Raw genomic sequence first — 23651 nt, forward strand, 5'->3', positions numbered from 1 at the left:
CTCCATCCCACAGGGGCCCGCCGGGCCCGCGCGTCAGGCCCGGTCCGCGCGGCGCGCGCGGTAGGCGCGCTGACGGCAGGCCCGGGAGCAGTACGTACGAGGCCGCCCCCGCGCGGCGCGCGGCACCGGGCCCGCGCAGCAGGGGCAGCGCGCCGGGACCGGGACCACTGCCGGGACCGGCGCCGGGATTCCGTCACGCTGCGGCCGGTCCCCGGAGGGAGTTCCGTCACGCGCGCGTTCCGCGCCGTCCTCGGCACCATCGACGCGGGCATCCGCGACCGGGGGTTCGCGGTCCCGGAGCAGCGGCCCGCGCCCGCCGTCCCGACCGGGCACGTCCGCGACTTCGGCGGCACCCTGGACCTGGCGCGCCACGGCATCACGTCCCTCGTCTGGTGCACCGGCTTCGGCCCCGACTACCGGTTCCTGCCGGACCGGCTCCTCGGCCCCGACGGGGCGCCCCTCCAGCGGATGGGCCTGCTCGGGGCGGCCCCCGGGCTGTACTACGCGGGGCTCCCGGACGGGGACTCGCTCGCGCCCGTCGCCATCGGGGCCGGCGTCGGGAACGGGCGCTTCATCGCGCGCCAGATCCACCTCGACCACCATCTGCGGTCCGGCTCCCCGGCCCCCCTCACCGCCGTATGAGACGTACAGTCGGGACATGACGGCAGACGGGACGCCCGCCGGGGAGAGCGCGGGCAGCGTTCGGGTGGACAGTTGGATCTGGTCCGTGCGGCTGACCAAGACCCGCTCGCAGGCCGCGACGGCGGCCCGCGCGGGACACGTGCGGGTCAACGGGGACAGGGTGAAGGCTGCGCACCCGCTCAAGGCCGGGGACGAGGTGCGGCTGCGGCACGCGGGGCGCGAGCGGATCGTCGTCGTCCGCCGCCTGATCAAGAAGCGGGTGGGCGCCCCCGTGGCGGTGGAGTGCTATGTGGACAACAGCCCGCCGCCGCCCCCGCGCGAGGACGCCCTCGCGGTGCCGGTGCGCGACCGGGGCGCCGGGCGTCCCACCAAGCGGGACCGGCGCGAGATGGAGCGGCTGAGGCAGCAGCCCCGCCCGTAGCGGGCCCCCGCCCTCACTCCATCAGGAAGACCCGCTCCAGCGGAGTCCACCACTCGCCCTCGCCCGCCTCGGGGACGGGCTCCTGGCAGGGGTCGGTGAGCTTCCACCACTCCTGGGTGGCGGGGTCGGCGGCTATCGCCGCGAGGTCGGCGTCGAGGTCGTCGCCGTGGTACTCGAAGTAGCTGAAGAGCCGGTCGCCGAGGAGATGGATCGAGTAGTTGGCGATGTGGCTGGCGCGGAGCCGCGCGAGCACCGGTTCCGGCACCTCGCGGTGCAACTCCCGGTATTCGTCGAGCTTCTCGGGACGGACCCTGATCACCTGCGCGACGCGCCGCATGCGTTCTCCCTGACCGGTCGGGGGCGGACGCGTGGCAGCGTACTCGCGGAGGGCGCCGTCCTGACAGCGCTTGCCACCGCTCGGTCCTCAGTCCTCCGTCTCCCTCAGCCGCTCGGCGATCACGGCGGCCTGGACGCGGCGGCCCACGCCGAGCTTGGAGAGGATCGACGAGATGCGGTTCTTCACGGTCTTCTCGGCCAGGAAGAGCCGCTCGCCTATCTGCCGGTTGGTCAGCCCCTCGCCGATCAGCTCCAGCACCTCGCGCTCGCGCGGCGAGAGCCGCGCCAGCTCGGGCGGCGCCGACTGCCGCTCGCGGGCGCGGATGCGGGACATGACGCGGGCGGTGGCCTGCGGGTCCAGCAGCGAGGTGCCGTTGGCGACGGTACGGATCGCGGTCAGCAGGTCGGCGCCCTTGATCTGCTTGAGGACGTAGCCCGCGGCGCCCGCCAGGATCGCGTCGAACAGCGCCTCGTCGTCGTCGAAGGACGTCAGCATCAGGCAGACCAGCTCCGGCATCCGTGCCTTCAGCTCACGGCACACCTCGATACCGGCCTGGTCCCCGTTCTGGTCCGAGCCGCCGAGCCGGACGTCCAGCACCGCGACCTGGGGCCGCAGCGCGGGCGCACGGGCCAGGGCCTGGCGCGCGTCGGCGGCGTCACCGACGACCGTCATGTCGGGCTCCGCATCCAGCAGGTCCCTCAGACCTCTGCGGACGACCTCGTGGTCGTCGAGCAGGAAGACACGAATGGGAACTTCCGGATCGGGGTCGGGATCGCGGTCACGGTGAGCGTCGCGGATGTCGGTATCCGGCACTGCAGCCCTCCTCTGATCGGCGGTCACAGGGTGCGCCATGGAAGCCCTTTCGCGTAAGGGCCGTTCGGCACCCCCGCCGGAGTACGGGTGCCCGGGACGCGCCGCCTCCCGGAGCGGACCGGGGGCGTACGGGAGCGGGCCCGGGCGCGCCGGGGCGCGTCGCGGCGGCCCCGGAGCGGGGCCAATTCCGGTGAAGTGTCTGCGGTGGCAGGGTGGTTGCGAAGTACACTGCGGTCCCGGGGAGCGCGGAACCGGGGCCGGTGCCCGGTCGCCGTACGGAGGTCGCATGACGGACTCTGCGGACCACAACCAGCAAGGGATGTACGGGGGCGGACTGCCCCATTTCCGGCTGGACGAGCTGCTGGAGGAGCTGCAGATCCGCCTGGACGCGGTCCGTACGACGCAGGACCGCATGCACAGCCTCCTCGAAGCGGTGCTCAGCGTCGGCCGCGAGCTGGACCTCGCGCAGGTGCTGCGCCGCATCGTGCAGGCGGCCCTGGCGCTGACCAACGCGGAGTACGGGGCGCTGGGCATCATCGGCGAGGGCGGCAGGCTCACCGACTTCCTGCCGGAGGGCATCGACGAGGAGACCGCGGCCCGTATCGGCCCGCTCCCCGAGGGCCACGGCGTCCTCGGCGAGATGATCCGCCACCCCGAGCCGCTGCGCCTCGCGGACCTCACCAAGCACCCGGCGAGCCAGGGCTTCCCCGACCACCACCCGCCCATGCGCTCGTTCCTCGGGGTGCCGGTCCGGGTGCGCGACGAGGTGTTCGGGAATCTCTACCTGACGGAGAAGCGCGGCGGCGCCCACTTCGACGCGGACGACGAGGCGGTCGTGACCACGCTCGCCGTCGCGGCGGGCGTCGCGGTGGACAACGCGCGGCTGTACGCGGACAGCAGGCGCCGCGAGCAGTGGCTGGAAGCGCTCGGCATGATCACGCGTACGCTGCTCAGCGGGGCCTCCTCGGGCGAGGTCCTGCGGCTCATCGCCTGGCGCGCGCTGGAGGTCGCCCAGGCCGACTCGGCGTGCGTGCTGCTCCCCGACCCCGGCGCGGAGTCGCTGCGCGTGGACGTGGCGGTGGGCGAGCTGTCCAAGGAACTCGCGGGCCTGGCCGTGCCGTTCGAGAACACGCTGCCGGGGCTGGCGGCGAGGACCGGCGAGGCGGCCGTCACCGCGGACATCAGGAACGATCCCCGCACCCACGCCTTCTCCGGCCTGCAGAGCACGCACGGCCCGACCGTGGCCGTCCCGCTGCTGGCCCAGAAGCAGGCGCCGGGCGCGCTGCGCCTGAGCCGCCGGATAGGGCGGCGACCGTTCGCCCAGACCGAGGTCGAGCTGATCTCCGACTTCGCCGCGCAGGCGGCGCTCGCCCTCGAACTGGCCCAGCACCGCTCGGAGTCCGAGCAGCTCGCGCTGCTGCACGACCGCGACCGTATCGCCCGCGACCTGCACGACCTGGCGATTCAGCGGCTGTTCGCGACGGGGATGACGCTGCAGAGCGCGGGCCGGCTGATCGACCGTCCGGAGGCGGCCGAGCGGGTGGAGCGCGCGGTGGACGACCTCGACGAGACGATCAGGATCATCCGCTCGACGATCTTCGCGCTGCGCTCCTCGGGCGAGGGCCGCGGCGACTCCGGCACGAGCCTGCGCCGCACCATGGCCAAGACGGTCAGCGACTCGGCGGAGACCCTCGGCTTCATGCCCGCGCTCCGCATGGAGGGGCCGGTCGACACGAACGTGACGCAGCGCGCGGCCGAGCAGGTGACGGCGGTGCTCGGCGAGGCCCTCAGCAACGTGGTGCGGCACGCACACGCGCGCCGGGTCGAGGTCTCGCTCACCGTCGACGACGACATCGAGCTGGAGGTCGCCGACGACGGCGTCGGCATCGGCGACAGCCCCCAGACGGGCGGCCTGGCCAACATGCGCTCCCGCGCCGAACTCCTGGGCGGCACGCTGCTCGTGGAGCCCGCGCCCCACCTTGCCCGCGACGCCGGCACCAAGGGCACCCACATCCTCTGGCGCGTGCCCCTCCCCGGGGAGGAATGACCCCTCCTTGCCGTCCCCCTTCATCTCAGGGCTGGGCAGGGGCTGCCCCACCTGTCCTCCCCCAAGCTCTTCGAGCAGGGAGGTGCCCCCAAGGCTGCGGGCCGTGGATGGTTACTCGCGCAGTTCCCCGCGCCCCTGAGGCCTCAGGGGCGCGGGGAACTGCGCGACAAGCCACGAAGCAGTCGCAGTCTGCAACGCACGGGACGGGGCAGCCCCTGCCCAGCCCTGAGACGAGGGGGCAACCATGATCCGGCAGGCGGACTACGTCAGACCGCTGCCGCTCGTCCAGCGGGGCCCCGTCTCGGACCAGGCACGGTCCCACGCCGCGAGGCGAGCCCGGTTCCAGCGGGCCCGGAGGAGCGCCAGGACCGTCAGGACGAGCAGGCACCAGAGGGTGACCGCGACCGCGGCGAGCATCGCCGCGCCCGTCACGGACTCGGCGGGGCCCGGGGGTTCGCGGACGATACGGCCGCGCGCGTCGGTCCAGACGGTGACCCTGTCCCCGGCCCGCTCACCGGCAGGGACGCGCGCGTGCCCCGTGTGCCGGGTGCCGTCGCGGGCCGTCCAGCGGACCTTGCCGCGCACCGTGTTGTCGGTGCTGCCGCTGTTCGACCAGGCCGCGGGGGGCGCGTCGCGGAGCAGGACCGCGCCGACCGGGCTCGCCTCCGCCCTGCGCTCCTCGAAGAGACGCGTCGTCGCGCCGTGGACGAGCCAACCGCCGGCCGCGCCGCCGCACACCATGAGGGCGAGCGCCAGCAGCACCGCCCACGCCTCCACGACGTCCGTCCTGCGCCGCAGCGCGTTCCGCCGCCACCGCCACAGCCGTCGCCGCCCCGCCCTGGCCTCGCCCATGTACGCCCCCCTGCGTGCCCTCCGCGCTCCCGTGTCCATTTCCCCTCCGCAACGTGACATCGCCTGAGGCCAGGAGCGAGGGCCGATCGGGCCAGCCTGGCCCGCTCCGGGCCCCGTCCGTTAAACGAACGCGGGGCCGGTGTAAACGGACGCAATCCGGCCAAGTTCTTGTCAGGGGAATGACACAGAGAGGCACCGGTGCCATTCTTCAGCTCGCCGAGGCGCCGCGCCCCCACGCCCCACACCCGCCGCGCCGGAGCAGTTCGATCGCACCGTCCCCCCACGCGTACTCAGCTCCACCTGTTCTGCCCTGTCTCGCAGAAGGAGTTCAGCGTGCGTATGCGTTCCAACCCTCGAAGACGAGCCACCGTCGGCGGTGCGCTCATCGCCGTCGCCGCCCTGGTGGGCGTCGGCATCCAGAGCGGCACCGCCAACGCGGGCCCCGACGCGGCGAAGGGCCCCGACGCGGCGAAGCCCGACGCCGGGGAACTGCCCGTCAAGCTCTCCCCCACGCAGCGGGCCGGCCTGCTCCAGGACGCCGCGGACACCCGCGCGGCGACCGCCAGGTCGCTCAAGCTCGGATCGCAGGAACAGCTCAAGCCGCGTGACGTCATCAAGAACGCCGACGGCTCCGTGCACACCCGCTACGAGCGGACGTACGACGGACTGCCGGTCCTCGGCGGCGACCTGGTCGTCCACGAGACCAAGGGCGGGAAGATCGAGAGCGTCGACCGGGCCACCAAGGGCACGATCGACGTCGCCACCACCAAGGCCGCCAAGAAGGCCCCCGCCGTCAAGAAGGCGGCCAAGGAGCCCCGCAAGGTGATCTGGGCCGCCGGGAAGAGCGCGCCCGTGCTGGCCTGGGAGACCGTGGCGGGCGGCAAGCAGAAGGACGGTACGCCCAACGAGCTGCACACCATCACGGACGCGAAGACGGGCAAGAAGCTCTTCTCGTACCAGGGCGTGCACAACGGCACCGGCAACAGCCAGTACAGCGGCAAGGTGAACCTCGACACCACCAGCTCCGGCGGCCAGTACACGCTCAACGACGGCGTGCGCGGCAACCACAAGACGTACAACCTCAACCGCGGCACCTCCGGCACCGGCACGCTCTTCACCGACGCCGACGACACCTGGGGCGACGGCACACCGTCCAACGCCCAGACCGCGGGCGTCGACGCGCACTACGGCGCGGCCCTCACCTGGGACTACTACAAGAACGTGCACGGCCGCTCCGGCATCAGGGGCGACGGCGTCGGCGCGTACTCCCGGGTCCACTACGGCAACAATTACGTGAACGCCTTCTGGCAGGACTCCTGCTTCTGCATGACCTACGGCGACGGCCAGAACAACCAGAGGCCGCTCACCTCCATCGACGTGGCGGCTCACGAGATGACCCACGGCGTCACCTCCCACACCGCCAAGCTGGTCTACAGCGGCGAGTCCGGCGGCCTGAACGAGGCGACCTCCGACATCTTCGCCGCGGCCGTCGAGTTCAACGCCGACAACCCCAACGACGTCGGCGACTACTTCGTCGGCGAGAAGATCGACATCCGGGGCAACGGCACTCCGCTGCGCTACATGGACAAGCCCAGCAAGGACGGCGCGTCCAAGGACAACTGGTACTCGGGCATCGGCAACGTCGACGTGCACTACTCGTCCGGCGTCGCCAACCACTTCTTCTACCTCCTGTCCGAGGGCAGCGGCGCCAAGGTCATCAACGGCGTGCAGTACGACTCGCCCACGTACGACAACAAGCCGGTCACCGGCATCGGCCGGGCGAGCGCCGAGAAGATCTGGTTCAAGGCCCTGGCCGAGAAGATGCACTCCAGGACGGACTACGCGGACGCGCGCCGCGCCACCCTGGAGGCCGCGGCCGACCTCTTCGGCCAGACCAGCGCGCAGTACGACGCGGTCGCCCACGCCTGGGCCGCCGTCAACGTCGGCTCCCGTCCCGGCCCGGGCGAGCCCGGCGGCGAGAACGAGAACACCGACGACTTCCAGATCCCGGACCCCGGCACCGTCGAGTCGCCGATCGCCGTCACGCGCGACGGCAACGCGCCGAGCACCCTCAAGGCCACCGTCGACATCGTGCACACCTACCGCGGCGACCTGCGCATCGACCTCGTCGCACCGGACGGCACGGCATACCGGGTGAAGAACTCCAGCGCCTACGACTCGGCCGACAACGTCAAGGCCACCTACACGGTCAACGCGTCGTCCGAGAAGGCGAGCGGCACCTGGAAGCTCCGCGTCACGGACGTCTACTCGTCGGACTCCGGCTACATCAACAGTTGGAAGCTGACCTTCTGAGCGCCTGAGGCGCTCCCCGGCACAGCCTGAACCTTCCCACGCAACGCGCCCCGGACGTGCGGCACTCCGCCGTCCGGGGCGCGTTCCCGTCCGGCCGAAAGGCGCCCCCGGCCGCCCTTGACGCGCACCTGCCGGTCCGGTTGGGTGATCGCTGACCATGACACCTCCACCACCTCCACCCCCTCCCTCCCCGTTCCGCCGCCTCGGCCACGGCCGCAGGATCGACCCCGCGCTGGACGACGAGGCCTTACGCACGGCCCGCGACGCGCTCGCGCAGGGCCACTGGACCGAGGCGCGCGGCCTGCTCCTCGCCACCGGCGAGGACCGCGACCGGCGCGGGCACCGGTGCACGGTCCTGGCGGCGGCCCCGGCGGCGGAGTCGTGGGCCCGCGAGTGGCGGCTGACGGAGCCGGACAGCGCCGACGCGGCCGTCCTCCTCGCCTGCGCCACGGCGTTACGGGCCGCGCGCGGCAAACGCCCCCCGGACGCGGCCCGCGAGGCCGTCGCCACCGCCGTCCGGGCCGCGCCCGCCGATCCGACGCCCTGGCTCGCGCTGCTCCTCCTCTTCCGCGCGACGGCCTCGCCCGACGACTGCCGTTACGCCTTCGAGGAGTTACGGGCCCGGCACCCCGAGCACCACCACGCACACCATCTGATGGCGGCGGTCCTCGCCGAAAAGGGCCCGGACGTCTACGAGTTCGCCGCGTCGGCCGCCGAGAGCGCCCCGGCCGACTCCCCGCTCGCCCTCCTCCCCGTCGTCGCCCACGCCGAGCGCCACCGGGTCCTCGCCGCGGCCCGTGAGACGGCCCCCGACCCCACCGCTTCCGGCCACTGGAGGGACCGGCAGGCCCAGCTCTACGTGCGGGCCGCGTTCAACTGGTGGCTGGAGTGGGGCGCCGAGGACCACGGGCCCCGTCGGCTGCACGACCTCAACTTCCTCGCCCACGCGAAGTTCCACGAGGGCCGCATGGCCGAGGCCGCCGCGCTCTTCCAGCGCATCGGCCCCTACGTCACGCCGGAGCCCTGGTCGTACGCGGGAGACGACCCCCGGAAGGCGTTCCGCGCGGCGCACCGCACCTCCCTCGGCGCCGTCTGACCCCGCCCACGCACCCCAGGACACGCACCTCAGGCCACGCATCCCAGGAGAGGACGTCCCCCGTCATGTCCACGGTCGGCCAAGGCCCCAGCGGCACACAGGAGATCAGCACCTACAAGGGCCAGGACCGGGCGCTGCGCGCGGGCCGCCTGGGCACCGCGGGGCTGCTGATGTCGGTCCTCGCGGCCACCGCTCCCCTGATGACGGTCGCGGGCGTGATGTCCACGACGTACGCGGTCATGGGGATCACGGGGCTGCCGCTGCTGTTCGTCATCCTCGGCGTGATCATGGCGCTGTTCGGCATCGGATACGCCGAGATGAGCCGCCATGTGCACAACGCGGGCGCGTTCTACGCCTATATCTCGCGCGGGCTCGGCGGGCTCGCCGGCTCGGCCGCCGCGTATGTGGCGCTCGTCGCGTACAGCGCCCTCCAGGTCGGCGTCTACGGCATCTTCGGCTTCGAGGTCGCCGGGCTGCTCGACAAGTTCTTCGACGTCACGGTCGCCTGGTGGATCCCCGCGCTGGCGGCGCTCGCGGTGACGGCCGTGCTCGGCGCGCTGAAGATCGACCTGAACGTCAGGGTCGTCGGGCTGGTGCTGATCCTGGAGGTGCTGTTCGTCCTGATCATCGACGTGGCCTACGGCGCCGACCCGGGCGCCCAGGGCCTCTCGCTCGACGCCTTCGACCCCGGCTCCGTCTCCGGCGCGGGGCTGGGCACCGCGCTCTGCTTCACCGTGGCCGCGTTCCTGGGCTTCGAGCAGGCGCCGGTGTACGCGGAGGAGACCGACAGGCCGCAGACCGTGGTGCGGCGCGTGATGTTCCTCGCGGTCGGCATCATCGCCGTCTTCTACGCGCTGACCGCCTGGCTGATCGGCGTCGCCGCGGGCCCGGACCACGTGGTGGAGAAGGCCCGCGAGGAGAGTTCGGCGCTGATCTTCGCGCTCGCCGAGCCGCGGCTCGGCACCGCGTTCACCGATGTGCTGCACATCCTCTTCGTGACCGGCGCGTTCGGCTGCATGCTGGCCTTCCACAACGTGGTGTCGCGGTACGCCTTCGCCATGGGCCGCGAGGGCCTGCTGCCCCGCGCGGTCGGCCGCGCCTCGGCGGGCACGGGCGCGCCCGCCTACGGCTCGCTGGTGCAGACGGCCGTCTCGGTCGTCGTGGTGGCCGCCTTCCTCATCAGCGACGACAAGCCGGACGGCGACCCCACGGCACCCGTGCTGCACCTCTTCACCTGGATGGGCAACCTCGGCGCGCTCGGCGTGATCCTGCTGATGGCCGCCACCTCCGTCGCCGTCATCGCCTTCTTCGTCCGGCGGGGCGCCGCGCGTGCCCAGGCGTGGCGGCTGGCGTGCTCGGGCCTGGCGACGGTGGCGCTCGCCGTCGTCTTCGTCTACGCGGTCAAGGACTTCGACGTGCTGCTCGGCGCCGACCCCGACTCCGCGCTGGCCTGGGTGCTGCCGGGCGTCGTGGGCGCCGCCGCCGTGACGGGCGTGGCGGTGGGCCTGTACCTGCGCGCCCGGCGCCCCGGTGACTACGCCCGTATCGGGCTGGGCAACGAGGCGTTCCAGTTGGAGAAGGCGGCGTCCGAGGGGCGTTAGGCGTCCGGGGGCGTCCGAGGGGCGTCAGGGCGCGTCACCCGCCGCGAGGCGGAGCGCCTCCTCGCCGGGGGCGCACACGGCGCGCAGCTCCGCCAGCTCGTCCGGCGGGAGCCGCAGCGCCGTGCCGACGCGCGAGGAGTCCAGCGTCGCGGCGCCCGCCTCCAGCCACTCCCCCGGCGCCCCGACGCCCAGGAACGCGGCGAGCCGGGCGAGTTCACGCCGGGGCTCGGCGAGCAGCTCCTCGTACACCAGTGTCGTACGCGCCCGCGCCGGGACCGCCCCGAGGTGGCCCACGCCCTCGGCGATCAGCTCGGACCACAGCGCGCCGAACCGCGCGACGGGCATCTCCCTGTCGCGGACGAGAGCGGGGTCGAACCGGTCGGCGAGCAACGCGGTCAGGTGCGGGGGCGCCTTCGCCACGCGCTCCTCGGTCAGTTGGGACAGGTCGTCCACGCCGCACACCTCGGCCAGCTCCCGCAGTTGGGTGATCAGCCGGTACCCGGGGTGGCGGCTCATGGAGACGGCGCAGTCGGGCCCGTCGCGGTACAGGTGCACGAAGCGGGCGTACGGGAAGGCCCGCCGCAGCTCGGGGAGCCGGTTCAGCGAGTATCCCGAGCGCTCGACGGCGGCCCTGCTGCCGGGGCCCAGCGTGGTGAACAGCGCCTCCCAGTGCCGCGGCCCGGGCCGTACGGGCCAGCGCGTGACCTCGGGCTCCAGGGTGTCCAGCAGCGTGTCGGGGTCGTCCGTCAGATGCGGGAGGACCATGAGGCAGACGGCGGGGATGCCGGTCGTATCGGCGGAGTAGCGGACGCCGGTGAGCCGGTTGTAGAGGAACTCCGGCAGCGGGGTGCCGCTGCGGATCATCCGGTCGAAGAAGGGCGTGGGCCGGGTCAGCCAGTGCCAGAACTCCTCGCCGGGCACCGGCTCTTCGCCCAGGGTGTCGGCGAGCATCGTGCCGGCCAGCAGCTCGTTGAGGCTGAGGAGGTCCGGGTGGAGCCGCAGCACGCGGGAGAGCGCCGTGGACCCGGAGCGGCCGGTGCCGACGACGAAGGTCAGGGGCATCACGCCGGGGGGCGTTTCCGTGAGGTCCATGCGTCGCTCCTCATGTCTCACTCGGCGAAGTCGGGCGGCACCGGCGCGCGGCGCAGCTCGTGGAACTCCGGTACGCGCGCCACCAGCAGCGCCCCGTCCCAGAGCCTGCCCGCAGCCTCCCCGCGCGGGGCGGGCGAGACACACGGCCCGAAGACGCCCGCGACGCGCCCGGTCCCGTCCGGCCCCTCCACCGCGAGGACCGGCGTCCCCACATCCGTGCCGACGAGCGCGACGCCCGCCTCGTGCGAGGCGCGGAGGGCCGCGTCGTACGAGTCGGTCCACGCGGCGTCCGCCAGCGCGCGCGGCAGCCCCGCCCCGGCGAGCGCGTCCGGGAGGGCCCGGCCCCAGTCCCAGTCGCCGCCGAGGTGGAGGCGGGTGCCGAAGGAGGTGAGGAACGCGCCCAGCGCCTCGCTCCCGTGCTCCTCGCGCACCGCGGCGCACACCCGCACCGGCATCCGCAGATACCCCTCCGGATCGCCCTCGGGGTCGGTCTCCCTGCCCTCGTTGAGGAGGGTGAGGCTCATGACGTGCCACTCGATCCGCACCGGGCGCACCCGGGCCACCTCGCGCAGCCAGCGGGAGGTGATCCAGGTGTACGGGCAGGACGGATCGAACCAGAAGTGCGCCGTCACCCGGTTCATGGCCCGCTCAGCCCACCGCCTGGGCCGCCGCCCGCCCGGCCGCCCGCCCGGAGAAGAGGCAGCCGCCGAGGAACGTGCCCTCCAGCGAGCGGTACCCGTGCACGCCTCCGCCGCCGAACCCGGCGGCTTCCCCCGCCGCGTACAGCCCCGGCACCGGTTCGCCGCCCTCGGCCAGCACGCGCGAGGACAGGTCGGTCTCCAGCCCGCCGAGGGACTTGCGGGTGAGGATGTTCAGCCGTACGGCGATGAGCGGCCCGGCGGCCGGGTCGAGCAGGCGGTGCGGCGGGGCGACGCGGATGAGCCGGTCGCCGAGGAAGGCGCGGGCCCCGCGCATGGCGGTGACCTGGAGGTCCTTGGTGAAGGGGTTGCGGATCTCGCGGTCCCTGGCCAGCACCTCGCGGCGCAGCGCGTCGCCGTCGATGAGCTTGTCGCCCGTCAGCTCGTTCATCCGCCGGGCGAGGGTGCCGAGGTCGCGCTCGACGAGGAAGTCGGCGCCGTGGTCGAGGAACGCCTGTACGGGGCCGGGGGCGCCGCCGCGCGCGCGGCCCAGCACGTCCCGCACGTTACGGCCGGTCAAGTCGGGGTTCTGCTCGGAGCCCGAGAGCGCGAACTCCTTCTCGATGATCTTCCGGCTGAGAAGGAACCAGGTGTAGCCGTACCCCGTTCGCATGATGTGCTCCAGGGTGCCCAGGGTGTCGAAGCCCGGGAAGAGGGGTACGGGCAGCCGTTTTCCGGTCGCGTCCAGCCAGAGGGACGAGGGGCCGGGCAGGATGCGGATGCCGTGCAGCGGCCAGATGGGGTTCCAGTTCTCGATGCCCTCGGTGTAGTGCCACATCCGGTCGCGGTTGATGACGCGGCCGCCCGCGCGCTCGGCGACGCCGAGCATCAGCCCGTCGACGTGCGCGGGCACCCCGGAGAGCAGCCTCGTAGGCGGAGTGCCCATCCGCTCGGGCCAGTTGGCCCGCACCAGCTCGTGGTTGCCGCCGATGCCGCCCGAGGTCACGACGACGGCCTGGCCGCGCAGCTCGAAGGAGCCCTGGACCTCGCGGCTGCTCGCCTCGCCGCGCGGCACGTCGCTGGGCACCAGGACCTCGCCGGTGATGGTGTCGAGGGCGCCGCCCGTGCGCGCCAGGCCCGTGACGCGGTGCCGGAAGCGCAGCTCGACCCGGCCCCGCGCGACCCCGGCCCGCACCCGCCGCTCGAAGGGTTCGACGACGCCGGGGCCCGTGCCCCAGGTGATGTGGAAGCGGGGCACCGAGTTGCCGTGGCCCCGCGCGTCGTAGCCGCCGCGCTCGGCCCAGTTGACGACGGGGAAGATCTTCAGGCCCTGCGCGCGCAGCCAGGACCGCTTCTCGCCCGCCGCGAAGTCGACGTACGCCTCGGCCCAGCGGCGCGGCCAGTGGTCCTCGTCCCGGTCGAAGCCCGCCGTGCCCTGCCAGTCCTGCCAGGCCAGCTCGCGGCTGTCGCGGATGCGCAGCCTGCGCTGCTCGGGCGAGTTGACGAAGAAGAGCCCGCCGAACGACCAGTGCGCCTGACCGCCCAGCGACTGCTCGGGCTCCTGGTCGAGCAGGATCACCCGCCGTCCGGCCTCGGCCAGTTCGGCGGTGGCCGCGAGCCCGGCGAGGCCCGCTCCGATCACGATCACATCGGCGTCGTACGCCATGCGCTGCGCCCACCCTTCGTCCGGCGACACGTCTGGTGACCGGAGAGTAACCCCCGCTCCAGGCCACCGGCACCCCCTCGGCGGCGGAGTGTTTGGATGGAGGGCATGACGGAAGAGGCAGGGCCGGGACGGCAGGCGGACGAGGTGCTGGACATCGTGGACGCCGAGGACCGGGTCGTCGGACGGCGCCCGCGCGGCGAGGTGTACGCGCGGGGCCTGCGCCACCGCAGCACGGCGATCCAGGTGCGGGACGCCGGGGGCCGGATCTTCGTGCACCGGCGCACCCCGACCAAGCTGATCTTTCCCTCGATGTACGACGTGGTCGTGGGCGGCGTCGTCGGCGCGGGCGAGGAGTACGACGCGGCGGCGCTGCGCGAGGCCGAGGAGGAGCTGGGCGTCAGCGGCCTGCCGCGGCCCGAGCGGCGGCTGAAGTTTCTCTTCGGGACGGCCGAGCACTCGTGGTTCGTCACCGTCTACGAGGTGGTGTGCACCCTGCCCGTGCATCCGCAGGCCGAGGAGGTCGCCTGGTGGGACTGGATGGCCCCGGACGAGCTGGAGCGGGCGCTTCCCGGCTGGGACGTCGTGCCCGACGGCCTGGAGTGCCACCGACGCCTCCGGCGCCTGCGCGAGGCGCGGACGTAGGCTCGGAGCATGATCCACCGGTTCACCGCGACCCTCCGCCTCTGGTTCGCGCCCCAGCTCATCAAGGCGGAGGGCACGACCCCCGACTACCGCTTCTCGCTCGCGAACGAACGTACGTTCCTCGCGTGGGTCCGTACGGCGCTCGCGCTCGTCGCGGGCGGCATCGCGGTCGACCAATTCCTGACGGGGCTGCGGTGGGGCGTCCGCACGACCATCGCCGTCGTCCTGCTGGCCGGCGCCGCGGCCTGCGCGTTCCGCGCGGTGAACCACTGGCTGCGCTGCGAGCGCGCGATGCGGCGCGGCGAGGACCTGCCCACCTCGCGCTTCCCCGTCCTGCTCGCCACGGGCACGGCGGTGGCGGCGCTGGCGGTGATCGTGGTGGTGGCGTTCGGCTGGGCGGGCAGGTGACCACGCCGCCGGAGACGGAGGGCCCGGCCCGCCCGTTGCGCGACCCGGGGGCCCAGCCGGAGCGCACCCGCCTGGCCTGGCGCCGCACGACGCTGACGTACGTCGTCTCGGTCGGCCTCGCCCTCCGCACGGTCGTCGCGGGCGACACCGGGGCGCTCGCCCTCACGGGCGTCGCCCTCGCGGCGCTGTCCTGGTTGGCGTTCCTGGCCGTGGCCCATCGCCGTATCCAGGAGCTGGGCACCCGGGAGACCCCGCGCGCCCTGCGCGTCGGAGAGATGAGAGCGACCCTGGCCTGCGTACTGCTGCTGGTCGCCGTGGGAGTGATGCTGCTTTGAAGCCTGCCGCGAGGCCGCTGGTGGTCGTGATGGGTGTGTCGGGAAGCGGGAAGAGCACGATCGGGGAGCGGCTCGCCGCCCGGCTCGGGCTGCCGTTCGAGGACGCGGACGACTTCCATCCGCCGGAGAACGTCCGGAAGATGTCGGCCGGACAGCCGCTCGACGACGCGGACCGCGCCCCCTGGCTGGCGGCGATGGCCGACTGGCTGAGTGAGCGTGTCCGGTCGGACGAGGGCGCGGTGCTGGTCTGCTCGGCGCTCAAGCAGCGCTACCGCGACCGGCTGCGCCGGGCCTCCCCCGCGCTCTTCTTCCTCCATCTCGACGGCTCGGAGGAGCTGATCGCGGAGCGGCTGCGCGGCCGTAAGGGCCACTTCATGCCCGCGAGCCTGCTCCGCTCCCAGTTCGAGGCGCTGGAGCGGCTCCAGGAGGACGAGCGCGGCGCCGCCGTGCCGGTCGACGGAACCCCGGAGGAGACCGAGGAGGCGGCAGCGGCGGCCTTGAAACGCGCGGGATCCGGGCAGCATCAGTCGCATGACTGACGCCCCCGAAGCCGTCCAGGACGCCGCGTCCGACGCCCCGTTCCGCCGCGAGGTCGCCCCCGGCGTGCACGCCTACGTCCAGCCGCACGGCGGCTGGTGCCTCAACAACGCGGGGTGGGTGACCGACGGGACGACCACGCTCCTCGTCGACACCGCCGCCACTGAGCGCCGCACCCTGGCGCTGCGCGAGGCGCTGCTCGCGTCCGGGGCGCCGCTGCCGCGCCTCGTCGTCAACACGCACCACCACGGCGACCACACCTACGGCAATGCCCTGTTCACCGCGGAGCCGCCCGGCGCGACCGTCATCGGCCACGCCTCCTGCCGCGCCGGGGTGCTGAGCGCGGGACGGCAGCTCCACGCCCTGTGGCCCGACGTCGACTTCGGCGAGATCGTGATCACCCCGCCCACGCTGACGTACGAGGGCGAACTGACGCTCCATGTCGGCGGGACCGAGGGCCGTCTTTTCCACCCCGGCGTCTCCCACACGACGGGCGACACCGTGGTGTGGCTGCCGGAGCGGGGCGTCGTCTTCACCGGCGACCTGATCTTCCACGGCGGTACGCCCTTCGTCCTGATGGGCTCCCTCACCGGCTCCCTCCGCACCCTGGACCGGCTGCGCGCGCTCGGCGCGCACACGGTGGTCCCGGGCCACGGTCCGCCGGCGGGGCCCGAGGTGTACGACGAGGTCGAGCGCTATCTGCGGTACGTGGACGGGCTGGCCCGCGACGCGCACTCCCGCGGCCTCTCCGCGCTGGAGGCGGCCCGCGAGGCGGACCTCGGCGACTTCGCCGCGCTCCCCGAACGCGAGCGCCTGGTCGCCAACCTCCGCCGCGCCCTCGCCGAGCGCGCCGGGGCGCCGGAGGGCACCCCGGTCGACGTCCCCGCGGCGTTCGCCGACATGGCCGAGATGAACGGCGGCGCCCCGGTACCGTGCCCGGCGGCGGTGGGCCCTTAGGGCCTCACCGCCTCACCCCTGGGCCGTACGGGCGTAGTGCTCGGCGATCTCGTCGCTGGTGGTGAGCCAGACCCCGGGGTGCTGGGCGATGTGCTCCAGCGCCCTGTCCAGATAGCGGTGCCGGAAGGGCTGGTTGATGACGAACGGGTGCAGCACCAGCGACATCACCCGCCCGCTGTCCACCGACTCCTCGTGGAGCTGGGCGAGCTGGTCCTTGACGATCTGGAGGAAGTCGGGCCCGCTGAGGCTCTTGCCGACGAACATCTGCACGTCGTTGATCTCGATCGAGTACGGCACGCTCAGCATCCCCGGCACGTTGAGCCGGTACGGCTGGTCGTCGTTGGCCCAGTCCAGCACGTAGCTCAGGCCCAGTTCGGCGAGAAGCTCCGGCGTCCGGAAGGTCTCTGTCAGGGCGGGGCCGAGCCAGCCGCGGGGCCTGCGCCCGGTGGCCCTCTCGATCGTCCCGACCACCTCGGCGAGATAGGCGCGCTCCTCGTCGACGGTCATGCCGGCCTGGAGGATCGAATTGTTCTTGCCGTGCGCGGCCCAGACCCAGTCGCGTTCCAGCCCCGCGCGGACGATCTGCGGATAGCGCTCGGCGACATCGGAGTTGAGCATCACGCTGGCGCGCAGCCCGTGCCGGTCGAGGCTCTCGATGAGCCGCCAGATCCCGACGCGGGGGCCGTAGTCGCGCCAGCCGTAGTTGAGCGGGTCGGGGGCCAGGTTCCGGGTGTCGGCGAAGAGACTCGTGGAGGGGCGGTCGATCTGGTAGTGCTCGACGTTGACCGCGACGTAGAACGCGACCCGGGCGCCGCCCGGCCAGTGGAGCGGCGCGCGTTCGGTGATGGGGCTGTAGTCGAAGAGCTGGTTGTCCATGGGAGTTGACCTCTCGTCCACTGATGGCGGCTGTCGTGCCCGCGTCCCCATCCTCGAACCTTCACATCAGTGAGAAGGTCAACGCGGGCACCCGGGGGCCGGAGGTGATCCGGCCCACAGATGCCCGCGTACCCCGTCACGCGAGGGGCGCCGCCTTCTCCGATTCCGGCGCCCCCGCGACGGCCCCCGTACGGCCCCGGCGGCGGGCCGTGGCCAGGGCGAGCGCGACGACCGCGAGCGCCGCCAGCATCAGGGCCGCACTCACCCATGCCGGGGCGCGGTGGCCGAGCCCGCCGAGCCCGGCGAATCCGCCGAGGGCGGCGCCGCCGAGCCAGGGCCCGAGGGTGGCGCCGACGTTGAACGCGGCGGTGGCGTAGCCGCCCGAGAGCGTCGGCGCCGCCTCGGCCTGCCGCAGGGCCCGCGTGATCAGCGCGGGCCCGGTGCCGAACGCGAGCATGCCCTGGACGAAGACGAGCGGCAGGACCACCGCCGCGCTGCCCGCGCCGAGCGCGAGCGCCGTCCAGCCGACGGTGAGGGCCACCATGCCCGCGACCATCAGCCCGACGGGGCGCGCGTCGATGATCCGTCCGCCGACCGTGACGCCCACGAACGAGCCGACGCCGAAGAGCGCGAGCACGCCGGGCACCCAGCTCTCGGCAAGGCCGGTGACCTCCGTGACGAGCGTCGCGAGATAGGTGAACGTGCAGAACGTGGCGCCCTGCACCAGCGCCATCATCAGCAGCGTGAGCAGCAGCGGACGCTGTCCGAGCACCCGCAGTTCGTCACGGGCGCCCACCCGCGTCGGCGCCGGGCGCCCGCCCGGGATCGCCCGCGCGAGCGCGAGGACGGCGGGCAGCGAGACGAGCGCGACGGCCCAGAAGGCGGCGCGCCAGCCGAACTCCCCGCCGAGTACGGCCCCGGCCGGTACGCCCGCCACGCAGGCGATCGTCACGCCGCCGACCACCACGGAGGTGGCCCGCGCCTTGTGCCGGTCGTCGACCATGCCGACGGCGGTGGTCATGGCGACGGCCCAGAAACCGGCGTTGGCGAGCGCGGCGAGCACCCGGGTCGCCAGCAGCACCGCGTAGTTCGGGGTGAGGGCGCCGAGGACGTGGACCGCGACGAAGACGCCGAGGAAGACCAGCAGCGCGCTGCGGCGCGGCCAGTTCCGGCTGAAGAGCGCCATCAGGGGCGCTCCGACCGCCATCCCGACGGCGAATCCGGAGGTCAGCAGCCCCGCGGCGCCGAGCGAGACGCCGAGGTCCTCCGCGATGCCGGGCACCAGCCCGGCGAGCATGAACTCCGACGTGCCCTGGGCGAAGACGGCCAGCCCAAGAACGTAGACGGCAAATGGCATGAAAAAGCTCCATGAAGGGAGAAAGTGACAGAAAAGAGCGCGCGGGCGTGCGGCACTGGGGCAGGGGGAAGCGGAAGAGACGCCGAACGGAAGAGAGGTCGAACGTCAGAACACGCCGGAAGGCGTCAGAGACAGCCCGCGAGAAGGAGGCGGTCCGGCAAGGGCGGACGGCGGTCGCGCGTCAACAGCGCCTACTGGCTGCTGACTACTGGAGCGGCGACAGCGGATCAGCCACCGGACGACCGGTGGCTAGCGTTGGCTCGCTTCGGGGCTGGACATGGGCGTGACGGTAACACCCGCACAGGCCCCGACTCCACCCCGTTCTTCCGGATCCGGACGGCCTCTGGACTCCATACCGACTAGTCGGCATGATCAGTACGACCGACGCAGAGGAGCGCGCACACGATGAGCGAAGCAGACAGCGAAGCGACCCACCCGCCGGGGCTGGACCTCGACCGGCTCGCCGGGCATCTGGCGCGGGAGCGCCCCGGACTCGTCCAGGGGCCGCTGAGCGCCGAGGTCGTCCAGGGAGGCCGTTCCAACCTGACGTACCGGGTGACGGACGGGACGTCCCGGTGGGTCGTACGGCGTCCGCCGCTCGGCCATGTCCTCGCCACCGCCCACGACATGGGGCGCGAGCACCGGGTGATCAGCGCCCTGCGCGACACCCCCGTGCCCGTGCCGGGCACGGTGCTGCTGTGCGAGGACCCCGAGGTGATCGGCGCGCCGTTCTACGTGATGGAGCATGTGGACGGGACGCCCTACCGTACGGCGGAGGAGCTGGCGCCGCTCGGCCCGGAGCGGACCCGCCAGGTGGTGCTGGCGCTGCCCGACACGCTCGTCGCCCTGCACGCGGTGGACCCGGAGGGCGTGGGGCTCGGGGACTTCGGGCGCCCCGAGGGCTTCCTGGAGCGGCAGCTCAGGCGCTGGAACAAGCAGTTGGAGGCCTCGCGCAGCCGCGACCTGGCCGGGATCGACGAACTGCGCGCGGCGCTGGGCGAGAAGCTGCCCGCCTCGCCCCGGCCCACGGTCGTGCACGGCGACTTCCGGCTCGACAACGTCCTGGTGGACGGAAGGGACCGGGTCACGGCCGTACTCGACTGGGAGATGTCCACCCTGGGCGATCCGCTGACCGATCTCGGCCTGCTGGCCATGTACAGCGAGGGGCTCGACGTGCCCGGCTCGCCGATCAGCACCACCAGCCACGCGCCGGGCCACCCGGACGGGGCCGAGCTGATCGAGCGGTACGCACGGCTCTCGGGCCGGGACGTGTCCCGTATCCACTGGTACACGGCGTTCGCCTACTTCAAGCTGGCGGTGATCCTGGAGGGCATCCACTACCGCTTCACGCTCGGCCAGACCGTCGGCGCGGGCTTCGACCGGATAGGCGACCTCGTCCCGGTCTTCATCGACAACGGACTCACCACGCTCCGGAAGGGCTGAGAGATGGACTTCGCCTTCGACACCCGTACCGAGGAACTGCGCGAGCAGCTCCGGTCGTTCATGCGCGAGCACGTCCATCCGGCGGAGGCGCTCGCCGACGAGCAGCGGGGGGCGCAGGACTCGCCGTGGCGCACGCCCCCGGTCGTCGAGGAGCTGAAGGCCACCGCGCGCAAGCTGGGCCTGTGGAACCTCTTCCTGCCCGACCCGAGTTACGGCGCGGGGCTCACCAACCTCCAGTACGCGCCCCTGGCGGAGATCACCGGGCACAGCCCCCGGCTGGCGCCCACCGCGCTCAACTGCGCGGCGCCGGACACGGGGAACATGGAGGTCCTCACCGAGTTCGGCACGCCCGAGCAGCGCAGGGAGTGGCTGGAGCCGCTGCTGTCCGGCGAGATCCGTTCGGCCTTCGCGATGACCGAGCCCGACGTGGCCTCCTCGGACGCCACGAACATCGGCACGCTCATCCGGCGCGACGGCGACGACTACGTGATCAGCGGCCGTAAGTGGTACATCTCGGGCGCGATGAACCCCGAGTGCAAGATCTTCATCGTGATGGGCAAGACCGCCCCGGACGGCGAGGACGTGCGCCGCCAGCAGTCGATGATCCTCGTCCCGCGCGACACCCCGGGCGTCGAGGTCCGCCGCGCGATGCGGGTGTACGGGTACGAGGACCACTGGCACGGGGGCCACGCCGAGGTCGTCTTCCACGACGCGCGAGTGCCCGCGCGGAACCTGGTCGGCGAGGAGGGCGGCGGCTTCGCCATCGCCCAGGCCCGGCTGGGACCGGGCCGCATCCACCACTGCATGCGGCTGATCGGCATGGCCGAGCGCGCCATCGAGCTGATGTGCCGCCGCGCGCTGGACCGTACGGCCTTCGGCAAGCCCCTGGCCCGGCAGGGCCAGGTCCACGAGTGGATCGCGGACGCCCGGGTCCAGGTCGAGCAGCTCCGGCTGCTGGTGCTGAAGACGGCCTGGCTGATGGACACGGTGGGGAACAAGGGCGCGCACACCGAGATCCAGTCCATCAAGATCGCGACACCGCGGGCGGTGGTGGACATCCTCGACCGCGCGGTGCAGCTCCACGGCGCGGGCGGCGTGAGCCAGGACTTCCCGCTGGCCGAGCTGTGGGCCGCGGCCCGCACCCTGCGCCTGGCCGACGGCCCGGACGAGGTCCACCAGCGCTCGCTGGCGCGGCGGGAGCTGCGGCGGTACGCCTAGCCGGTCGGCGCACGCAGGCCGGTCGGTACGCCTAGGCCGACCGGTCAGGGATTCCCTGGCCGGGTGGCCAGGGAATTCTGGCCGGTCAGCAGATGCCGGGGCTGATCGCCGCGCATACGGTCGAAGGCATGGAAGATTTCGGCGGCGGCCAGACCGCTCAGCAGGACGTGCTCGTGGTGACGACGAACGACGTGCCCGGTTTCCGGGTGCAGCAGGTGATCGGCGAGGTCTTCGGCCTCACGGTGCGCTCGCGGCACCTGGGCAGCCAGATCGGCGCGGGCATCAAGTCGGTGTTCGGCGGCGAGCTGAAGGGCCTCACGAAGACCCTGGTGGAGTCGCGGAACGAGGCGATGGAGCGCATGATCGAGCAGGCCCGCGTCCGGGGGGCCAACGCGGTGCTGGCGATGCGGTATGACGTGAGCGAGGCCGAGGACGTCGGCTCCGAGGTGTGTGCGTACGGCACGGCGGTGATATTGAGCCGCGAGCCGTAAGCGGTGCCGCCCGCCGCCGGACCCGGCGTCGGATCCGGCGCCGGTGGACGGCACCGCTGACGGGCGGCACCGCCGGCGGACGGCGGACGGCGAAGCCGTCAGGGCAGGACGGTTACCCGTCCCGTCGTCACCCCGTCGAAGACCCGCTGGACGGCGTCCGCGGCGTCCTCCAGCCCTACCCTTTCGCTGACCAGCGGCTTGATCGCGCCGCTGTCCGCGAGCTTCGTCAGCTCCTCGTGGCAGGACCGGATCGCGGCGGGCTCCTTGGTGGCGTAGAGGCCCCAGTGCAGCCCGAGAATGGAGTAGTTCTTGATCAGTGCGTGATTGAGCCCCGGCGTCGGCACGGCGCCGCTGGCGAAGCCCACGACGACGATGCGGCCCTCGAAGGCGACGCACTTGACGGACTTGGCATAGGCGTCGCCGCCGACCGGGTCGTAGACGACATCGGCGCCGCGTCCGCCGGTGGCGTCCTTGACGGAGGCGACGATGTCGTCGGAGCGACGGTCGATCACGACGTCGCAGCCGAGCGAGCGGGCGGTCTCGGCCTTGGCCGTCCCGCCGACGACACCGATCACGGTCGCACCGGCGGCCTTGCCGAGCTGGACGGCGGCGCTGCCCACTCCCCCGGCGGCGGCGTGCACCAGCAGCGTCTCGCCGGGCTGGAGGCGGGCGCGGCGGTGCAGACCGAACCAGCCGGTCTGGTAGCCGATGTGCAGGGCCGCGGCCTCCGCGTCGTCGAGGGACTCGGGGGCGGGCAGGGCGCTGTCCGCGCGGACGACGGTCCGCTCGGCGAAGCCGCCGCTCGGCAGCACGGGCTGGGCCAGCACCCGGGTGCCCGCCTCGGGGCCGCTGTCCCCGCCCCGAGCGAGGACCTCGCCGCAGAGTTCGACGCCGGGAGTGAACGGGAGAGGAGGACGGATCTGGTATTCGCCGCGGCAGAGCAGCGCGTCGGGGTAGTTGATGTTGGCGGCGCGGACCCGCACGAGGAGTTCGCCGGGGCCCGGTTCGGGCTCGGTTATCTCCTCCAGCCGCATCACGTCGCGCGGTTCACCGTTCGTGTGGACGCGCCAAGCCTTCACTGGTTCTCCCTACCTCTCGCTCTTCGTTCACGGGCGCTCGGGGCCGCTCAGGGGCGCAGCGCGCGCAGCAGGAGATCGGCGAGATGGTCGGCGACCTCCTGTGGCGTGAGCTTCCCGTCGGGCCGGTACCAGCTACTCAGGTGGTGCACCGAACCGAAGTGGTAGTCCACCACCAGGTCAGCGGGGGTGACCGTGCTGAACACCCCGCTCTGCTGGCCCTCTTCGACGAGCGCCCGGAACCGTTCGTGGTACCTCCGCCGCTCCGCGCGCACCTGCTTCTGCTTCTCCGGGGAGAGCTGGTGCATGGAGCGGAAGAAAATCATGGCGTCGTCGAGGTTGTCGATGGTGGTGACGACGACGTCGGCGGCGGCCGCGCGCAGCCGCTGCTCGACGGGGGCCTCGTCCTCGGCGAGCAGGTCGAGCCGTTCCTGCTGGAGGCGGAGCAGCCGCCCGTAGATCTCGTGGAGGAGGTCGTCCTTGGAGCCGAAGTAGTGGTAGAGAGCGCCCTTGGTGACGCCCGCGGCTTCCACGATCTCCTGGACGGACGTGCGGTCGTAGCCCTGCTCGGCGAAGAGGCGGGTGGCGGCGGCCAGCAGCCGTTGGGGGACGGGCGCCGCGGCGCCGTTCGCCCCCTGCTGCCCTTGCTGCCCCTGCTGTCCGTGCTGCTTGGGCGACCGGGACTGCCGGGGCTGTGGCGGCTGTGGGGTCGTTCTCTCTGCTCCGGCCGTGCCGGTTCTCGTGTCGGCCCTGGTCATGGCCGTCACCTGCCTCTCGTTCATGCGCTCGCTCG

At 73.0% G+C, this 23651-nt stretch carries 24 protein-coding genes; 14 read left to right on the plus strand and 10 right to left on the minus strand.

The window, feature by feature from the left end; translation table 11 throughout:
- Positions 1-468: 468 nt before the first annotated feature.
- Both ABD343_RS19110 and ABD343_RS19115 read left to right on the plus strand, forming a co-directional pair.
- Positions 469-642 (plus strand): hypothetical protein, encoded by a 174-nt coding sequence (locus tag ABD343_RS19110; protein ID WP_344529726.1) that lies wholly within the window; start codon positions 469-471, stop codon positions 640-642.
- A gap of 16 nt (positions 643-658) precedes the next feature.
- A complete protein-coding gene (locus ABD343_RS19115; RefSeq protein WP_344529728.1) occupies positions 659-1063 on the plus strand; it encodes an RNA-binding S4 domain-containing protein in 405 nt (134 codons plus the stop codon).
- A 13-nt stretch (positions 1064-1076) separates the two neighbouring features.
- On the opposite strand, the gene ABD343_RS19120 is transcribed toward ABD343_RS19115, so the two are convergent.
- Both ABD343_RS19120 and ABD343_RS19125 read right to left on the minus strand, forming a co-directional pair.
- On the minus strand, positions 1077-1400 hold the full coding sequence (locus ABD343_RS19120; RefSeq protein WP_344529730.1) for an L-rhamnose mutarotase: 324 nt from the start codon (positions 1398-1400) through the stop codon (positions 1077-1079).
- A gap of 87 nt (positions 1401-1487) precedes the next feature.
- Positions 1488-2198: a response regulator gene (locus ABD343_RS19125; protein ID WP_344529976.1), complete on the minus strand. Its 711-nt coding sequence runs from the start codon at positions 2196-2198 to the stop codon at positions 1488-1490.
- Between the two features lie 301 nt (positions 2199-2499).
- Here ABD343_RS19125 and ABD343_RS19130 point away from each other — a divergent pair, with 301 nt between their 5' ends.
- Positions 2500-4260 carry a GAF domain-containing sensor histidine kinase gene (locus ABD343_RS19130; RefSeq protein ID WP_344529732.1) on the plus strand — a complete coding sequence of 587 codons (1761 nt, stop codon included), beginning with the start codon at positions 2500-2502 and terminating at the stop codon, positions 4258-4260.
- 261 nt (positions 4261-4521) lie between these two features.
- Here the strand turns inward: ABD343_RS19130 and ABD343_RS19135 are convergent, their stop codons facing one another.
- Complete coding sequence (locus ABD343_RS19135; RefSeq protein ID WP_344529734.1) at positions 4522-5112, minus strand: Rv1733c family protein; 591 nt, start codon at positions 5110-5112, stop codon at positions 4522-4524.
- Positions 5113-5451: 339 nt separating this feature from the next.
- Between ABD343_RS19135 and ABD343_RS19140 the strand changes: the two genes are divergently transcribed.
- From ABD343_RS19140 to ABD343_RS19150, 3 genes are all read left to right on the plus strand, one after another.
- The gene (locus tag ABD343_RS19140; protein WP_344529978.1) at positions 5452-7425 is read left to right on the plus strand and encodes a M4 family metallopeptidase; all 1974 of its coding nucleotides are present in this window, start codon (positions 5452-5454) and stop codon (positions 7423-7425) included.
- Between the two features lie 157 nt (positions 7426-7582).
- Positions 7583-8521, plus strand: coding sequence for a hypothetical protein (locus tag ABD343_RS19145; protein WP_344529735.1), 939 nt, complete (start codon positions 7583-7585; stop codon positions 8519-8521).
- Positions 8522-8586: 65 nt separating this feature from the next.
- The gene (locus ABD343_RS19150) at positions 8587-10122 is read left to right on the plus strand and encodes an APC family permease (RefSeq protein WP_344529737.1); all 1536 of its coding nucleotides are present in this window, start codon (positions 8587-8589) and stop codon (positions 10120-10122) included.
- Between the two features lie 24 nt (positions 10123-10146).
- Here the strand turns inward: ABD343_RS19150 and ABD343_RS19155 are convergent, their stop codons facing one another.
- From ABD343_RS19155 to ABD343_RS19165, 3 genes are read right to left on the minus strand one after another with little or no spacing between them, the layout of a single operon-like run.
- Complete coding sequence (locus ABD343_RS19155; protein ID WP_344529739.1) at positions 10147-11214, minus strand: sulfotransferase; 1068 nt, start codon at positions 11212-11214, stop codon at positions 10147-10149.
- Between the two features lie 17 nt (positions 11215-11231).
- Positions 11232-11855 carry a mycothiol-dependent nitroreductase Rv2466c family protein gene (locus tag ABD343_RS19160; protein ID WP_344529741.1) on the minus strand — a complete coding sequence of 208 codons (624 nt, stop codon included), beginning with the start codon at positions 11853-11855 and terminating at the stop codon, positions 11232-11234.
- A 7-nt stretch (positions 11856-11862) separates the two neighbouring features.
- The gene (locus tag ABD343_RS19165; protein ID WP_344529743.1) at positions 11863-13518 is read right to left on the minus strand and encodes an FAD-binding dehydrogenase; all 1656 of its coding nucleotides are present in this window, start codon (positions 13516-13518) and stop codon (positions 11863-11865) included.
- 96 nt (positions 13519-13614) lie between these two features.
- On the opposite strand from ABD343_RS19165, the gene ABD343_RS19170 reads away from it, so the two are divergent.
- The 5 genes from ABD343_RS19170 to ABD343_RS19190 are packed head-to-tail and all read left to right on the plus strand — an operon-like array spanning position 13615 to position 16397.
- Positions 13615-14160 carry an NUDIX domain-containing protein gene (locus ABD343_RS19170; RefSeq protein WP_425578215.1) on the plus strand — a complete coding sequence of 182 codons (546 nt, stop codon included), beginning with the start codon at positions 13615-13617 and terminating at the stop codon, positions 14158-14160.
- Between the two features lie 9 nt (positions 14161-14169).
- The gene (locus tag ABD343_RS19175; RefSeq protein WP_344529747.1) at positions 14170-14568 is read left to right on the plus strand and encodes a YidH family protein; all 399 of its coding nucleotides are present in this window, start codon (positions 14170-14172) and stop codon (positions 14566-14568) included.
- Positions 14565-14903, plus strand: a complete 339-nt coding sequence (locus ABD343_RS19180) for a DUF202 domain-containing protein (protein WP_344529749.1) — start codon at positions 14565-14567, stop codon at positions 14901-14903. The genes ABD343_RS19175 and ABD343_RS19180 overlap by 4 nt, the downstream gene beginning before the upstream one ends.
- A gap of 29 nt (positions 14904-14932) precedes the next feature.
- Positions 14933-15442, plus strand: coding sequence for a gluconokinase (locus tag ABD343_RS19185; protein ID WP_344529751.1), 510 nt, complete (start codon positions 14933-14935; stop codon positions 15440-15442).
- Positions 15435-16397 carry an MBL fold metallo-hydrolase gene (locus tag ABD343_RS19190; RefSeq protein ID WP_344529753.1) on the plus strand — a complete coding sequence of 321 codons (963 nt, stop codon included), beginning with the start codon at positions 15435-15437 and terminating at the stop codon, positions 16395-16397. The genes ABD343_RS19185 and ABD343_RS19190 overlap by 8 nt, the downstream gene beginning before the upstream one ends.
- 12 nt (positions 16398-16409) lie before the next feature.
- Here the strand turns inward: ABD343_RS19190 and ABD343_RS19195 are convergent, their stop codons facing one another.
- Both ABD343_RS19195 and ABD343_RS19200 read right to left on the minus strand, forming a co-directional pair.
- Positions 16410-17273, minus strand: a complete 864-nt coding sequence (locus ABD343_RS19195) for a polysaccharide deacetylase family protein (RefSeq protein ID WP_344529755.1) — start codon at positions 17271-17273, stop codon at positions 16410-16412.
- 136 nt (positions 17274-17409) lie between these two features.
- Positions 17410-18630, minus strand: a complete 1221-nt coding sequence (locus tag ABD343_RS19200) for a Cmx/CmrA family chloramphenicol efflux MFS transporter (RefSeq protein ID WP_344529757.1) — start codon at positions 18628-18630, stop codon at positions 17410-17412.
- A 405-nt stretch (positions 18631-19035) separates the two neighbouring features.
- On the opposite strand from ABD343_RS19200, the gene ABD343_RS19205 reads away from it, so the two are divergent.
- The 3 genes from ABD343_RS19205 to ABD343_RS19215 all read left to right on the plus strand — a co-directional run bounded on the left by ABD343_RS19205 (position 19036) and on the right by ABD343_RS19215 (position 21782).
- A complete protein-coding gene (locus tag ABD343_RS19205) occupies positions 19036-20073 on the plus strand; it encodes a phosphotransferase family protein (protein ID WP_344529759.1) in 1038 nt (345 codons plus the stop codon).
- 3 nt (positions 20074-20076) lie between these two features.
- Entirely contained in the window at positions 20077-21291 is a 1215-nt protein-coding gene (locus tag ABD343_RS19210; protein ID WP_344529761.1) for an acyl-CoA dehydrogenase family protein, read from the plus strand.
- 128 nt (positions 21292-21419) lie between these two features.
- The gene (locus tag ABD343_RS19215; protein ID WP_344529763.1) at positions 21420-21782 is read left to right on the plus strand and encodes a YbjQ family protein; all 363 of its coding nucleotides are present in this window, start codon (positions 21420-21422) and stop codon (positions 21780-21782) included.
- Between the two features lie 98 nt (positions 21783-21880).
- On the opposite strand, the gene ABD343_RS19220 is transcribed toward ABD343_RS19215, so the two are convergent.
- Positions 21881-22861 (minus strand): NADPH:quinone oxidoreductase family protein, encoded by a 981-nt coding sequence (locus ABD343_RS19220; RefSeq protein WP_344529765.1) that lies wholly within the window; start codon positions 22859-22861, stop codon positions 21881-21883.
- 47 nt (positions 22862-22908) lie between these two features.
- Positions 22909-23616, minus strand: a complete 708-nt coding sequence (locus tag ABD343_RS19225; protein WP_344529767.1) for a TetR/AcrR family transcriptional regulator — start codon at positions 23614-23616, stop codon at positions 22909-22911.
- Between the last annotated feature and the right edge of the window lie 35 nt (positions 23617-23651).

The organism is Streptomyces albiaxialis (assembly GCF_039530985.1).
GTDB lineage: Bacteria > Actinomycetota > Actinomycetes > Streptomycetales > Streptomycetaceae > Streptomyces > Streptomyces albiaxialis.